We start from the raw sequence: 14,661 nt of genomic DNA, 5'->3' as shown, positions 1-14,661 counted from the left end.
ATACTACCGCTTATATTTATGGCAAATTGTAATCAAGCTCAAAATAATAATCACGAAATAAAAAACCAAAAGGTAATGAAAGAAAAAACACAGCAAAACATCCAAAATGTTTTAAACAATAATAAAATAAATATGCATTCTCCTTTTTATGAAATAGAAGTATCTACCCGTGGATGTGCTATTGATTTATTTGTTAACGATATTCTCGTCTTTACAAATTATGAAACTGGAAGCATGGCGGTAGATTGGCCGATTAATCAATGGATATTATCTAAAGAAGGAAAGCAGGCGGTAAAAGCTATAGTATATCCCTTTGATGGTCAAGAGTTTATTTCTACAAAAGCGGAAGTTGATCTAAAAGTATTTGTCAAAGATGTTTCTTTAGAAACCATGAAACGGCATGTTGTCTTAAGTTTCCCCCATATTACCTTTACTAATGATATTCAATTGCCAGTCTTTAAAACAGAAACTTTATATTTTCAAGCAGAAGTACCATACCATTTTGAGGGTTGGACAAATTCGGTTAGTTTAGAAAAAGAAGATAAAAACAAACTTCTTAAGGAATTAGATGAATGGTATAACGATTTTTATGACATATTTACCAAGCAAGATCGTTCAAAATATATTCAGCTAACAGAACAACGCTTAAAAGAAATCAATACTTCATTTTACTTATCTGATGAGGAAATAGAGGAATTAGACTATTTTAAAAATTTACCAAGAAATTTAAAAAAAGTACCTTTAGATAATTACGAACTCGTATTTTATGCAGATGGAAAATTGGTAGGTTTAAGAATACCTCATGAACTGTCGGGTTTTAAATTTCAATTAGATTTTAAAGAGCCGGAACAGAAGGGTAATTTTATTGAAATGGCTTTATTTCATCGAAAAAAAACAGATGCAAAATTATCAATCATAAGATGAAATCGAAGTTATTTATTCCGTTTCCATATACCCGAAGGCTCTGACGAATTAGAGGTAATAAGATAGGGTAATAATTTAAAAATTATTTAACTAATTAATGATACTATTAAAACTAAAACATAAAAATAAATTTTCATGAAAAATTTATTTAGCCATATTTATTCATCGTAAGTAAACATTATTACCATAGAAGGATTCAAAGGGATGTCAACCGATGATGCATACCATCATAAGATTTATAATAAAGATATATAAAAATAAGTTAAACCCATTAATTATTATATGAATTCGTACCCAAAGTGATCAATATAGCCAAAGAGTAAATTTAACAATTAATGAATTAACAATATTTACACTTTTTATTTACAACTTCCAATCGTATTATAAATGACATAATACAAAATTTAAAGATGATTGTACACACATTTTTTGCCTTTAAATACATGAAAAAAAGAAAAACCTAATTTAACTTTTAATAATTAACAATTAGACTATTCAATGATTATTGATAATATTTAGAAAAATAGCCTTTCATTTTATTAATAATGCATTTATATGCTCTTTTGTAATAATAAATTTATCTATATAACAATAAAGTAAATAATCTAAAAAAGCTTTTTTAACTTTTTTAAAATTATAAAGAGTTGAAGTATTATTGTTATTTTTGATAAATAAAAATTAGTTAAATGAATACCAGATATAATGCTTTAGACAAAGATTTATTTATTAAAAATAGAAAAAAATTTGTCCAAAGAATGGCCCCAAAATCAGTTGCAATATTCAACAGTAATGATATTTATCCTATCAGTGCAGACAGTACTCTCCCTTTTCAACAGCAACGAGATTTATTTTATCTTTCGGGAATAGATCAAGAAGAATCAATTTTAGTATTATGTCCCTATGCTTATTTAGAGGAACATAGAGAAATGCTTTTTTTACGGGAAACTAATGAACATATTGCCATTTGGGAAGGAGAAAAATATTCTAAAGAGCAAGCAACTGAGGTTTCAGGAATTAAAAATGTGTATTGGTTACAAGATTTTGATAAAATTCTTGAAATGGTTATTGTTCAAATGGATAATATATATATAAATATAAATGAACATTATAGAGCCGAAAAAGTTGTTGAAACCCGAGAAGACAGATTCATAAAAAAATTACAAAATAAATACAGAGGTCATTGTTATTTACGAAGCAATCCCATCTTACAACACCTACGCTCAATTAAAGAACCTGAAGAGATAAACGCTATTCAACAAGCCTGTGATATAACGGAAAAAGGGTTTAGAAGGATTCTTCCTTTTATTAAACCGGGTGTTTGGGAATATGAAATTGAAGCGGAGTTAATTTATGAATTTATTAAAAACCGTTCTAAAGGCTGGGCTTATACACCAATTATAGCTTCCGGTAAAAACAGCAATGTTTTGCATTATATATTAAATAATAAAGAATGTAAAGACGGAGATGTTGTTTTGTTGGACGTGGGGGCCGAATATGCCAATTATTCTTCTGATATGACACGTACTCTTCCCGTGAACGGAAAATTTACACCCCGACAAAAAGAAGTATATCAATCGGTACTAAATGTTAAAAATGAATCTACTAAGCTTTTAATTACGGGTAATAATTGGTACAGTTACCATGAAGAAGTGGGCAATATAATGACGGAAGAATTGTTAAAGTTAAATCTCTTAACAACAGAAGAAGTTAGAAATCAAGACCCGAAATGGCCCGCTTATAAGAAATATTTTATGCATGGAAACTCACATCATTTGGGCCTTGATACACACGATTATGGTATACTGACGGAATCATTTGTACCTAATATGGTATTTACCGTTGAACCGGGTATTTATATTCCTGAGGAAGGATTCGGGATTAGAATAGAAGATAATGTAGTGATTCAATCGAATGGAAATCCTCATAATTTAATGAGAAATATACCTATCGAAATTGAAGAATTAGAAGATCTTATGAATTCATGATACTATAAAAAACTATAAACCTTTAACCTATGTTTACTTATAAACCTATTGATCGAGTTGAAAAAATATCCAAAGAAGATTTTTATAATCAATATTATAAACCACAAAAACCGGTTGTAATTGAAAAACTGACTGAAGATTGGCCTGCTTATAAAAAGTGGAATTTTGACTATATAAAAAAAGTTGCAGGTGATAAAATTGTCCCTCTATATAATAATGATCCGGTTAGTGCTGACAAAAAAGTAAATGAACCGGACGCCAGAATGAAAATGTCCGACTATATTGATTTACTTCAAAAAGGCCCGACTGATTTAAGAATATTTTTATTTAATATATTGAAACAAGTACCGGCCATGCAAGACGATTTTAAGTTTCCGGACTTAGGTCTAAATTTATTTAAAAATTTACCTATGTTGTTTTTCGGAGGTGCGGGTTCCAATGTTTTTATGCATTTTGATATAGATTTAGCCAATATTTTACATTTTCATTTTGCAGGTGAAAAACAATGCATATTGATGAAGCCTCAAGATACGAAGTATATGTATAAAATACCATATGCTACTATTTGCAGAGAAGACATAGATTTTGATAATCCGGATTTTGATAAATGGCCCGGATTAAAATACATTACTCCATATAAGGCTCATTTATCTCATGGTGAAATGCTATACATGCCTGAGGGTTGGTGGCACTATATGCAATACTTAACTCCGAGTTTTTCAATGAGTTTACGATCTTTGGCTAAAAGACCTGCAAATTTTGCTAATGCTGTATTGAATATTTTCATTAAAAGGAATTACGATAATTTTATGAGAAAAAGACAGGGGCAAAAATGGATTGAATATAAAAATAATAAGGCCATACTTGATACTAACAGAGCAATTCATCTTTCAAAATAATTTTTTGATAAGTTGAGCTATAATAACCTGAATTATTTTTTGTTTTGATTAAAATTAATTATTACATTTGAGCAAAACAATATATAATAATTGTATTATGGTAACATTGCTTTATATAGGCGCTTGGCCATTTGTGAAATTTATAGGATTTATTTTATTTTTATTAATTGCCTTTATAGGTTTTTGGTGTCTTACTTTTTTAGTATGTATCCTTCCATATTGGTTAACTTTTGGTATTGCAGAAAATAAAGGTAAAATAAATGCTCATATAGCTCCTGATGAGGTGAGATCTAAAACTCTTCCTCAACAACAAAATGTAGAAGTTGTTTATACAAAATAGGTAAATTATACTCAACAAAAAACAAAAGCTGCAATAATTTGCAGCTTTTGTTTTATTATCTTATATCTTTACTATTTACATTTTCTTTAAAATGTTCAAAGTTTCATTAGCTATTTCTAATTCTTCATTAGTAGGTATTATCATTATTTTAACTTTTGAATCGGAAGCCTGAACTTCTTCTACCTTTTCCGGCCCGCTCAATTCAACATTCTTGTTTTCATCCAATTTAATACCTAAATAATCTAAATCTTTGCAAATTAATGAACGCAATTGGGCATCATTTTCACCGATTCCGGCTGTAAAAGCAATCGCATCCACACCATTTAGAGCGGCTATATACGCTCCTATGTATTTCTTAACTCTATAAGAATACAAGTCTAAACACAAAATAGCGTTAGGATCACCGTTTAAATACATCTCGTCAACATCTCTTGCATCGCTTTTTCCGGTAAGACCTAACATTCCAGATTTTTTATTTAGCAGATCATCCAATTCCTCGAATTTTACTCCGCATTCTCTAACCATGTAAAAAAGAACGGATGGATCTATATCTCCACTTCTAGTTCCCATAACTAAACCATTAAGCGGGGTAAAGCCCATTGAGGTATCAATACTTTCCCCTTTTTCATTAATAGCGGTAATGCTTGATCCATTTCCTAAATGAATAGTTATGATTTTAGCTTCTTGATTATTTAAGTAATTTACGGCCTGCCTTCTTACGTATTTATGACTTGTTCCATGCGCTCCGTAAGATCTTATCTTGTGATCTGTGTAAAAATGGTTCGGAATTGCATATCTGTATGCTTTAGGTGGCATAGTAAGATGGAATGCTGTATCAAATACAGCTACTTGAGGGGTATTTGGAAAAAATTTTTGCGCAACTTCAATACCTAACAAGTTAGCAGGATTATGTAAGGGTGCTAATGCACTCATTTCATCAATTTCGTTTTTTACTTCATCAGTAATTAAAACCGGAACGTTAAATTTCCCTCCGCCTTGTACAATTCGGTGTCCTACTCCTTTTATTTCTGATGGATCATTAATAACTCCAACATCTTTTGCTGTTAACAATTCAACAATAAGTTTCATTCCTTCAACATGTGTAGGAAATTCTTGATGAATTTGTTTTTTATCTGAAATGCCGTTTTTCAGATATTTGTGTGTAATAATTCCGCCAGTCGTACCTATTCTTTCTACCAATCCTTTAGCAATAACGGAGTTTGAATCCATGTTAAGCAATTGATATTTAATAGAAGAACTTCCCGCATTAATAACTAATATTAACATCCTTATAATTTTTAATGCAAAAGTATAGCTTTTAAATTTTTATGCAAAAAATTAAATGAATCTTGTAGATTAATAATTTTATTATTTATCTTACTTTAATCTTTTTACTTCATAAAAGTTAGTATTTCTAATTAGTATGTTTAAAAGATAATTCATTTAAAGAGTTTAATTAAAAATGATAAATATCCAATTAAATAATACAATTTGTATTCTTATTAAAGAATTTAATATTTATTCAAATTTTAAGGATTGATAAGCACTTGTTTAAATTAAAATAATGCTTTACATAAACCCTAAACATAATTAGTAAAAGCAAAAAAAATCCGGAAAAATTCCGGATCATAATTAGTGTAGTAATGAATTTATTAATATCTATATTCATCCGATTTAAATGGTCCTTTAACAGGAACTCCAATATATTTTGCCTGTTTTTCTGAAAGAGTATCCAATTCAACCCCTATTTTAGCCAGGTGAAGCATGGCAACTTTTTCGTCTAAATGTTTAGGCAAGGTATAAACTTTATTTTCATAGTTATTTGAATTGTGCCATAATTCTATTTGAGCCAGCGTTTGATTGCAGAAAGAATTACTCATCACAAAACTTGGATGACCGGTTGCACAACCTAAATTTACTAATCGACCTTCGGCAAGAACAATAATATCTTTACCATTGATCGTATATTTATCTACTTGCGGCTTAATAGTAACCTTTGTAGATCCATAGTTGGCATTTAACCAGGCCATATCAATTTCATTATCGAAATGTCCTATATTACAAACTACGGTTTTATCTTTCATTCTCTCGAAATGCTTACTTTGAATAATATCGCAATTTCCAGTACAAGTAATTACAATATCAGCTTTGGTAATGGCATAATCCATCTTTTTAACTTCATATCCATCCATTGCGGCTTGTAAGGCACAAATCGGGTCGATTTCAGTAACTATTACTCTGGCTCCTGCTCCTCTAAATGAAGCAGCTGAACCTTTTCCTACATCACCATATCCTGCAACTACAACTACTTTTCCCGCAATCATTAAATCTGTTGCCCTGCGTACTGCATCAACAGCAGATTCTTTACATCCGTATTTATTATCAAATTTAGACTTGGTAACGGAATCATTTATATTGATGGCCGGTAATAACAACGTACCGTTTTTTACTCTTTCGTGCAAACGATGTACCCCTGTAGTAGTTTCTTCTGATAAACCTTTAATTCCCGGTACTAACTCGGGATATTTATCTAAAACCATATTTGTTAAATCTCCTCCATCATCTAAAATCATGTTTAACGGTTTTTTATCTTCACCAAAGAAAAGTGTTTGTTCAATACACCAGTTAAATTCGTCTTCATTCATTCCCTTCCAAGCATATACAGATGTTCCTTTAGCTGCTATAGCGGCTGCTGCGTGATCTTGAGTAGAAAAAATATTACATGAGCTCCAAGAAACTTCAGCTCCTAATGCTTGCAAAGTTTCAATTAAAACAGCGGTTTGTATAGTCATATGAAGACAACCGGCTATCCTTGCACCTTTCAAAGGCTGTTCGTCTTTATATTCTTTACGTAAGGCCATTAATCCGGGCATTTCTGCTTCCGCTAATTCAATTTCCATTCTTCCCCAATCGGCCAGTGAGATATCCTTTACTTTATAAGGGATATAATCAATTTTTGTGCTCATACTAATAAAATTTATTCAAAGTTATTAATTTAATTCACAACTTACAACTTAAATTTATCTTTAAAAATTAATAAATTCGTAGATTTGTATTATAAAAGAATAAAATCTAATAATCCATGCAGTTAGATATTAAAATTTCGCGGTAATTGAATATAGGATCAATAAATTTTTTAGGTTATGCTTAGACTATTTTTTAATATTACTAATTTGATTCTTAAATATTAATGTTAAATATATTTTATAAATTGGGTTAAAGTATTTATTAGTATTAAAAAAGATACGTTTTTGTAAAATTTATAGTATGATTACTAATGATTTATTTGTCAATTTAATCGAATATTCTCCTCAGTGGGAAAATTGTTCTGAAAATCTTTCTTTTTTATCATTACTTTTAGAAGATTTAACTTCATCGGATCTTATTATTTTACCTGAAATGTTTAATTCCGGTTTCAGTCTTAATCCTACTAAAATCGCTGAAAAAATGGACGGTAGAACAATAAAGTGGATGATTGAAATTTCTTTAAAAAAACACACCGCTATTTGTGGAAGTTTAGTAATTGAAGATAATGGCAATTTTTATAACCGATTTATCTTTGTTGCTGAAGGAAAAATAGTAACGTATTATGATAAGCGACATTTATTTTCATACGGAGGAGAAAATCGATCTTATAAATCGGGAAATAAGCGCGTTGTTTTTTCCTATAGAGGATGGAAAATTTGTCCAATGATTTGCTTTGATCTGCGTTTTCCGGTTTGGTTCAGAAATACGGAGTATTATGATTTATTGATAAATGTTGCTAATTGGCCGGATTCACGTATAGATACTTGGGATACATTATTGAAAGCTCGTGCCATTGAAAATTTATGTTATGTTTGCGGAGTAAACAGAATCGGTTCCGAACCAACCGGGCTCAATTACATTGGTCATTCATCTATTTACACACCCGTTGGTAAAAAGTTAAATTTAACAAATAACCGTAATGCAATTTATAGTCACACTATATCACTAGATGAAATAAAGAAATGGAGATCTCAGTATAATTTTTTAGAAGAACGAGATCATTTTAAAATTTTAAATGATTAGAAAAGAAATTGAAACAAATTTATCCTTTATGAATTTTTAAAATTTTTAATTATAAAAACTTAAATCTTCTATAATTAAGATAATTCGTATAAACATGTATTACTGGTTATTCTTGAGATAAACTAAAAAAAGAAAATCGAACATTACCGTATTTTCTAGATTCGGTAAAATTTGGAAATTCGGAAAAATCTTTTCTTGTATTATGTTCTAAAATAAATTCCCCTTGTTCGGATAAAAAATGATTCTCAAATATAGATTTTATTAAATTTTCGTATTGTTTATCTTCTAAATCGAACGGGGGATCTGCAAATATGAGATCATATTTTTTATAGCTTTCTTTATCTAAAAAACTAAAAACATTTTGTTTTATCACATTTACTTCATTTATTCCTAAGACTTTAATGGTATCTTGAATAAATTTAACATGCTTTCCGTTTAGTTCTACCGAGGTTATATCTTTACAACCACGCGAAGCAAATTCATAATCTATTGAACCAATCCCGGAAAATAAATCGAGCACTAAAATATCCGATATCATATATCTGTTGGAAATAATGCTAAATAATGCTTCTTTCGCAAAATCAGTTGTGGGTCTAACATCAAAATGTTTGGGGGCAGAGATCTTCTTTCCCTTTAATTTTCCTGATATAATTCGTATCATATATCTAATAGTGTATAATTTTCTCTTTTAAAAGTGTTTTCATCACCGGGTACTACCTTTTGAAAAAGCTTTTCAAATTTTTTTATTGCATTCAGATGGTGCGGTATATGGTAATAATATAATATATGGGTTGAAAGATTTTGGGATAAAGTGTTTGCAATAAATTTCAAAAAATATTCTATATCCTCAACTTTTTTGTATGGATATATATTATATAAAATTAATTTTTGATTTTCTATGAAGGATATCTCAAAATAATGATCGTAAATGTGTATAAAAAAACCATTACTGTAAAGGTTTTTGTTAATTTTTGATAAAAATTTAAATCCCGTATGAGAAATTCTTATTTTTTCGGAATAAGAGGTAAAGAGAGTTTCAATTATTTCGGGATAATAAAAAACTAAAACTAAATCAAAATTGGGGATTAAATTAAATCGTATTCCTAAATTTTCTAAATGCGGAACATTAAGATTTAAAAACTTTTCTGCAGTTCTTTCTTCAAAAAATTCATTGGGAATAAGGGTAAATTTGTCATTTAATAGTGTAATGTCTAAAAAATTACACTTGGTATTAAAAAAATTATTTTTTAAGAGTTTATGTGTTAAGGTTTCTTTATCTACTTGGTTCACTAAATTTTCATAATGTATAATTTTTTTTTCATTATTTATGATATAAGAAGTTTTTTTATCTTCAAATAAAAAATTTACTGTAGTAGATAATGATGGATTAGAGGTATGTAATCGTTTACTTTTTTTCAAAGCTTGATTATTATTATGAATAGCAAATATAAATCATATCAACATCATACACAATTTTTATATACATTATAAACTTTATGAAATTAGTCTATGGACCGGTATTTAATTAACTAATTGTATATTTTGATAGTAAAACTATATTTTCTTTTTTAAAATTAAGTGATTGGTCAGATTTTTTTTATTAATCTAAATAAATTTGATTAAACCATTTATAAAACTGTATAATTTAATATTCATGTTTGTCTTTATGAACCATTTATTTATACAATAGTAAACAATAACATATTAAACATTTTTTATTAATTACTTAAAGAAATACATAAAATCTAGGAAGTATAATTTTGATAAATGACAGATTTATTGAGAATTAAATATGATTTCAATTTTATCCTTAGTATTAAAATATTTCCTTTTTTTAAATAGTTTTTGTAAATTTGCCCGCTTATAAATTAGAATATAAATGAACGTTACACAAAACAAAATAGATGATTTAAATACTATTGTTAAAATCACCATTAAGCCGGAAGATTATAAACCCAACGTTGAGAAATCACTTAATGATTATCGTAAAAAGCTGAATATGCCTGGCTTCAGAAAAGGAAAAGCTCCGATGAGTATTGTTAAAAAACAATATGAAGGTGCGGTAACTTTTGAAGAAATCAACAAAGTTTTAAATGATGCTTTAAGTAACTTCATTTCTGAAAATAAATTATCCATTTTAGGGCAGCCTTTGCCTAAAGAAAATAATGAATTGGATACCAATGCTCAAGATATGACCTTTGAATTTGAATTAGGATTAGCTCCTGAATTCAAAGTTGATCTTTCAAAAGCTAAAATCCCTTATTATAAAATTGAGGCTACTGAAAAAGAAATTGATGATACTGTTGCAAGAATGCAAACTCAATTTGGAGAAGTTGTAGATGCCGACGCTATTGAAGAAGGTGGAAATTTTGTAGGAGAAGTAGAAGAAATTGATGCTGAAGGAAACCCTGTAGAAGGTGGTGTAAATACTACTATAACTTTTATGGTAGACGATTTAAAGAATAAAGATTCTTTTTTAGGTAAGAAAAAAGGTGATGTAATTACTATCAATGCTCAAGATTTATTTAATGATGTACATCAACTTCAACATTTCTTTGGGCTTTCCCATGAAGATGCTCATCACTTTAATGCCAATTTAAAAATTACTGTTGAAAAAACTTCTATTAGAACAAAAGCGGAATTAAATCAAGATCTTTTTGATAAAGTTTACGGTAAAGATAAAATTAAGAGCGAAGAAGAATTAAGAGCTAAAATTAAAGAAGAAATCGAAAATTACTATAAAAAGGAATCTGATACTAAATTCATGAATGATTCTGTTGAATGGTTATTAGATACTATACAATTCGATTTACCGACAGAATTTTTGAAAAAATTCATTAAAAGCAAGTCCAAAGAACCAATGACCGACGAAGAAGCGGATGTAGAATATGAAAAATCTGCAAAAGCTTTACGTTATCAATTAATTGAAGGTCAAATTCTTTCAGATAATCAGGTAAGCGTACAATATAATGATTTGGTTGAATTCACTAAAAATCAAATGAAACAACAATTTGCAATGTATGGATATGTAGATATTCCTGATTCAGAGTTAGACAAATATGTTGCGAATGCAATGAAAAATGAAGAACATGTTCGTCAATCGTCCGGTAACTTAATTCAACAAGAATTATTCAAAATTTTTGATTCAAAAATTCAGAAAAAAGAAAAAACTGTTACTTTAGAAAAGTTTGATGAAATACTGAAAAAAGAATCAGAAGAAAAGGGAGCTAAAAAATAAGTTAAAACATTGTAGTATATATATAATGATATAATGTATTAATCTCATTCTTAATAATATATTTAAACAGGCTATTTTAATAGTCTGTTTTTTTATAAATTTTATAAAAAAATAAATATCATTTAATTTATTATATGTATATTGCAAAGCAAAAAGTCACCTTTTTGTGTTAAAAAGATGACTTTTCTAATAAATACTCAATCAATTATGATCTTTCAATTTCAAAATTGAGTTTTAGTGTTAATTAATTAATAATTCTTCTAAGCTTTTAGTGTTAAAGTGTGTGTGTGTTAAGTCTTAGTGTTAATTAATAATTTTAGTGTTAAAAGCGTTAATTAATTAATTCTAATAAAGTTATTAGTGTTAAAGTGTGTTAAGCTTTAGTGTTAAATTAATAATTTTTAGTTTTTAGTGTTTATATCTTTATATTATATTATGTTATATTCTACTTAATTTTTAATTTCTTTACATTAATCTTTATTTTCCTTAGCCTCATTTATTTGATTACAAAGTTATAGATTTTTTTCTAATATCCAAAACCGCTTAAATTCATTTAATCAATTATTGACAAAAAACTATATATTTTCAATACTGAAAAAAAAATATTTATTTGATTATTAAGCAATTATACAACAAAAAGAGACAAAAAATGAGCAATGTTAAAATTATTATAAAATTATATGTATAAAATTTTAGAAAATTTTAACTATATATTTTATCCTTGAATCTTTATTTAATAGATTTTTTTCCATATAGAAATTTATAATAGCATTATAAAAATTACTAATAGATAAATTAACTTTCTATTCTTCTTTATGCTTATTGTAGGAATCCAATATTAATTTTTGTCTAAGATCCAATAACCTTTTCATATTATGGAATACTCTACCGGTCAAGCTTCTCACCCACCCTTTCTTTTTTAGTGAAGGAAGTATTTGTTCCAATGTATCAAAATTCTTATTCATTTTTTGAATTTCCAATCTGCTAATCTCTTCGTCATCAACAATAGATGTTATTTCTTCTTCAAGCTTTTTTCTAAGGAGTTTAAGTTTTTGTTTAATTCTTATAATTTCTTCCGTATTGAAATAATCATCATATTCATCAAATTTTTCACAAATTTTATCTATTTGTTCTTGTTCTTCTGCCAAAAGACCTAATGGTGAAGCTAATGAAATTTCATTCCAAATAACTTCCAACCATTTTTCTATTTTTATATATACGTTAGCAATTGAATCTATAATGAAATCTTCATGCATTGAAAATCTGCCGGGAACTGCTTCTCCTGAAATAGTGTATTTTTCGTTATCTTTTTTTTCAATGAAATAATTTTCATCTTTAAATAAAATATAATATTTGGGTTCTATTAGATATATAATTTTAATAGTATTTTGATTTATATCAACTTTAAAGTCAACATATTCAAATTTATCATTCTGTTTAAAAATTTCGATAATGTTCTCTAAAAAATCTTTTTGTATCATATATTGAAGCAGTTACACAACTATTTTAATTGTAAATATAAATATTTAATCTTGAAAATTATCAATATAAAACTTTTTTTTTAATTTTGTACTATTAATAAACATACCTTATTTTTTATATATTCATTATTTTATTCGTTAAATTATGGAAAATAAACATAAAACTACTATTGACAGATTACTAGATTTTATGGTTTATAAAAACCTAAATGATAACAAACTAACTAAGTTAGCAAATTTATCTGTTGGACTTATCGGAAGGGCTAGAAGGAACAAGTCGGGTTTACATACAGATACTATTGAAAAAATTTTACATACGTTTCCGGAATTAAATCCTACTTGGCTGCTTACAGGTAATGGATCTATGTTATTAGATTCGAATGATATTCCTAAAGACAAACCGGTAATGAATGAGTCAGATACCCTTATTGATGAAATATTCATTACTCAAAAAGATATTATCTATATGTTGAAAAAGAAATATTTTAAAGTTTAAGATATAAAATCTTATTTTTACTTTATATTTTCAATAATAGCATATACAGGAAAGTGGTCACTATACCCCCCTAAATATCTACTTCCTGTATAGGTCCGCCAAGGGGCTCCTAATTTTTCCCTATCCGGACTTTGAAGAAATGGAGGATTAAATACATTGGAATTTGAATATCTGAGTTTGCTGTTTTCATCGAAAAAAGATTTAGAAAAAATAATTTGATCAAAAAGCATCCCTTTTCCTTCATGAAAAGTACTGTATAAATCTCTTTTATATAAATTCTCAAAGGGATTATATAATTCGCGTTCTTTTAATTCTTGTATCGTTTTTTTATTCCAAAGTTGTTGATATAAATAGGTGGTGGTAGGATCTTCATTAAAATCACCCATTATAATAATATTTGCTAAGATATCTTTATCAAAAATTTCATTAATTTTTTTCTTAATTCGTGAAGAATATGAATACGTTTAGATACATTAATATTATTTTCTCGTTTAGAGGGTAAATGCAAAACAAAAAAATGAATGGTAATATTTTCTAGCTTTCCCTTTGCATACGTAATATCTCTTGTATAATCTCTACTACCATCACTATTATATATAGGAATTCTTATAAATTCTGAATCTTCAATAGTAAAGAATTCTTTATTGTAAAAAAAAGCAGTATCTATACCTCTTTCATCCAATGAGTCTTTATGAACATACCCATAATTAGCTTTAAAAGGAAATTCTTCAAGAAGTTCATCTATCACCTTTTTATTTTCAATTTCACATAACCCAAAAAACGTTGGTAACTTTTGAGTTTCTTCTTCTCCTATACGACTAATAGTTTTGGCTATTTTAGCTAATTTATTTTTATATCTTGAAATGTTCCAGGAACGACTACCTTGAAAAGGTAAATCGCCAATATTTTTATTACTTCCGGATTCATATAAATTTTCAACATTGTAAAATGCAATGGTATGATGCATAAATATTTTTTATATATCAAATGTATTAATTTATTATATAATGCAATATTTATTCCCAACCGTAAACAATAGTTAGTATTTTTTCATTTATTGTATTACTTACTTAACCAATTGAAAGTTTTATAACCATGGTCTTACTTATTATTAATACTATTATTCTCTGAATTATATTTATAAATTTATCTAATACATAAAAGGCTTTTAGCTGTAATTTAGTTCATATATAATTCATAAACTAAATTCTTACAGTTAAACAAAGCTTAATAAGAGCATTTGCACTA

The 14,661-nt window shown here is 27.6% G+C and carries 14 protein-coding genes; 7 read left to right on the top strand and 7 right to left on the bottom strand.

The genetic code is table 11. The features are described 5' to 3' along the window. The first annotated feature begins 75 nt into the window (after positions 1-75). The 4 genes from G8C43_RS01470 to G8C43_RS01455 all read left to right on the top strand — a co-directional run bounded on the left by G8C43_RS01470 (position 76) and on the right by G8C43_RS01455 (position 4,148). Positions 76-924 carry a hypothetical protein gene (locus G8C43_RS01470; protein ID WP_166003603.1) on the top strand — a complete coding sequence of 283 codons (849 nt, stop codon included), beginning with the start codon at positions 76-78 and terminating at the stop codon, positions 922-924. Between the two features lie 686 nt (positions 925-1,610). Continuing rightward, positions 1,611-2,909, top strand: a complete 1,299-nt coding sequence (locus G8C43_RS01465) for an aminopeptidase P family protein (protein WP_105297512.1) — start codon at positions 1,611-1,613, stop codon at positions 2,907-2,909. Between the two features lie 29 nt (positions 2,910-2,938). Beyond that, positions 2,939-3,808: a cupin-like domain-containing protein gene (locus G8C43_RS01460; RefSeq protein WP_166003601.1), complete on the top strand. Its 870-nt coding sequence runs from the start codon at positions 2,939-2,941 to the stop codon at positions 3,806-3,808. Between the two features lie 97 nt (positions 3,809-3,905). Next, positions 3,906-4,148 (top strand): hypothetical protein, encoded by a 243-nt coding sequence (locus G8C43_RS01455; protein ID WP_160567279.1) that lies wholly within the window; start codon positions 3,906-3,908, stop codon positions 4,146-4,148. Positions 4,149-4,223: 75 nt separating this feature from the next. Here G8C43_RS01455 and G8C43_RS01450 read toward each other — a convergent pair whose 3' ends face one another. Beyond that, the gene (locus tag G8C43_RS01450; RefSeq protein WP_160565279.1) at positions 4,224-5,435 is read right to left on the bottom strand and encodes an acetate/propionate family kinase; all 1,212 of its coding nucleotides are present in this window, start codon (positions 5,433-5,435) and stop codon (positions 4,224-4,226) included. A gap of 365 nt (positions 5,436-5,800) precedes the next feature. Continuing rightward, positions 5,801-7,114, bottom strand: coding sequence for an adenosylhomocysteinase (gene ahcY / locus G8C43_RS01445; RefSeq protein WP_166003598.1), 1,314 nt, complete (start codon positions 7,112-7,114; stop codon positions 5,801-5,803). Between the two features lie 301 nt (positions 7,115-7,415). Here ahcY and G8C43_RS01440 point away from each other — a divergent pair, with 301 nt between their 5' ends. After that, a complete protein-coding gene (locus tag G8C43_RS01440; RefSeq protein WP_166003595.1) occupies positions 7,416-8,198 on the top strand; it encodes a nitrilase-related carbon-nitrogen hydrolase in 783 nt (260 codons plus the stop codon). A 106-nt stretch (positions 8,199-8,304) separates the two neighbouring features. Here G8C43_RS01440 and G8C43_RS01435 read toward each other — a convergent pair whose 3' ends face one another. Further along, the gene (locus G8C43_RS01435) at positions 8,305-8,859 is read right to left on the bottom strand and encodes an RsmD family RNA methyltransferase (RefSeq protein WP_166003593.1); all 555 of its coding nucleotides are present in this window, start codon (positions 8,857-8,859) and stop codon (positions 8,305-8,307) included. After that, on the bottom strand, positions 8,856-9,617 hold the full coding sequence (locus G8C43_RS01430) for a DUF3822 family protein (RefSeq protein WP_166003591.1): 762 nt from the start codon (positions 9,615-9,617) through the stop codon (positions 8,856-8,858). The genes G8C43_RS01435 and G8C43_RS01430 overlap by 4 nt, the downstream gene beginning before the upstream one ends. A gap of 460 nt (positions 9,618-10,077) precedes the next feature. Between G8C43_RS01430 and tig the strand changes: the two genes are divergently transcribed. Further along, on the top strand, positions 10,078-11,436 hold the full coding sequence (gene tig / locus G8C43_RS01425; protein ID WP_166003589.1) for a trigger factor: 1,359 nt from the start codon (positions 10,078-10,080) through the stop codon (positions 11,434-11,436). Positions 11,437-12,239: 803 nt separating this feature from the next. On the opposite strand, the gene G8C43_RS01420 is transcribed toward tig, so the two are convergent. Then, positions 12,240-12,917: a hypothetical protein gene (locus G8C43_RS01420; RefSeq protein ID WP_166003587.1), complete on the bottom strand. Its 678-nt coding sequence runs from the start codon at positions 12,915-12,917 to the stop codon at positions 12,240-12,242. Between the two features lie 145 nt (positions 12,918-13,062). Here G8C43_RS01420 and G8C43_RS01415 point away from each other — a divergent pair, with 145 nt between their 5' ends. Then, positions 13,063-13,413, top strand: coding sequence for a hypothetical protein (locus G8C43_RS01415; RefSeq protein WP_105297502.1), 351 nt, complete (start codon positions 13,063-13,065; stop codon positions 13,411-13,413). Between the two features lie 17 nt (positions 13,414-13,430). On the opposite strand, the gene G8C43_RS01410 is transcribed toward G8C43_RS01415, so the two are convergent. Both G8C43_RS01410 and G8C43_RS01405 read right to left on the bottom strand, forming a co-directional pair. Next, the gene (locus tag G8C43_RS01410; RefSeq protein WP_166003584.1) at positions 13,431-13,799 is read right to left on the bottom strand and encodes a hypothetical protein; all 369 of its coding nucleotides are present in this window, start codon (positions 13,797-13,799) and stop codon (positions 13,431-13,433) included. 14 nt (positions 13,800-13,813) lie between these two features. Further along, positions 13,814-14,380 (bottom strand): hypothetical protein, encoded by a 567-nt coding sequence (locus tag G8C43_RS01405; RefSeq protein ID WP_166003582.1) that lies wholly within the window; start codon positions 14,378-14,380, stop codon positions 13,814-13,816. Positions 14,381-14,661 lie beyond the last annotated feature (281 nt).

Origin of the sequence: Apibacter sp. B2966 (assembly GCF_011082485.1) — a bacterium.
Lineage (GTDB): Bacteria > Bacteroidota > Bacteroidia > Flavobacteriales > Weeksellaceae > Apibacter.
This window is presented reverse-complemented; position numbering and strand designations above follow the sequence as displayed.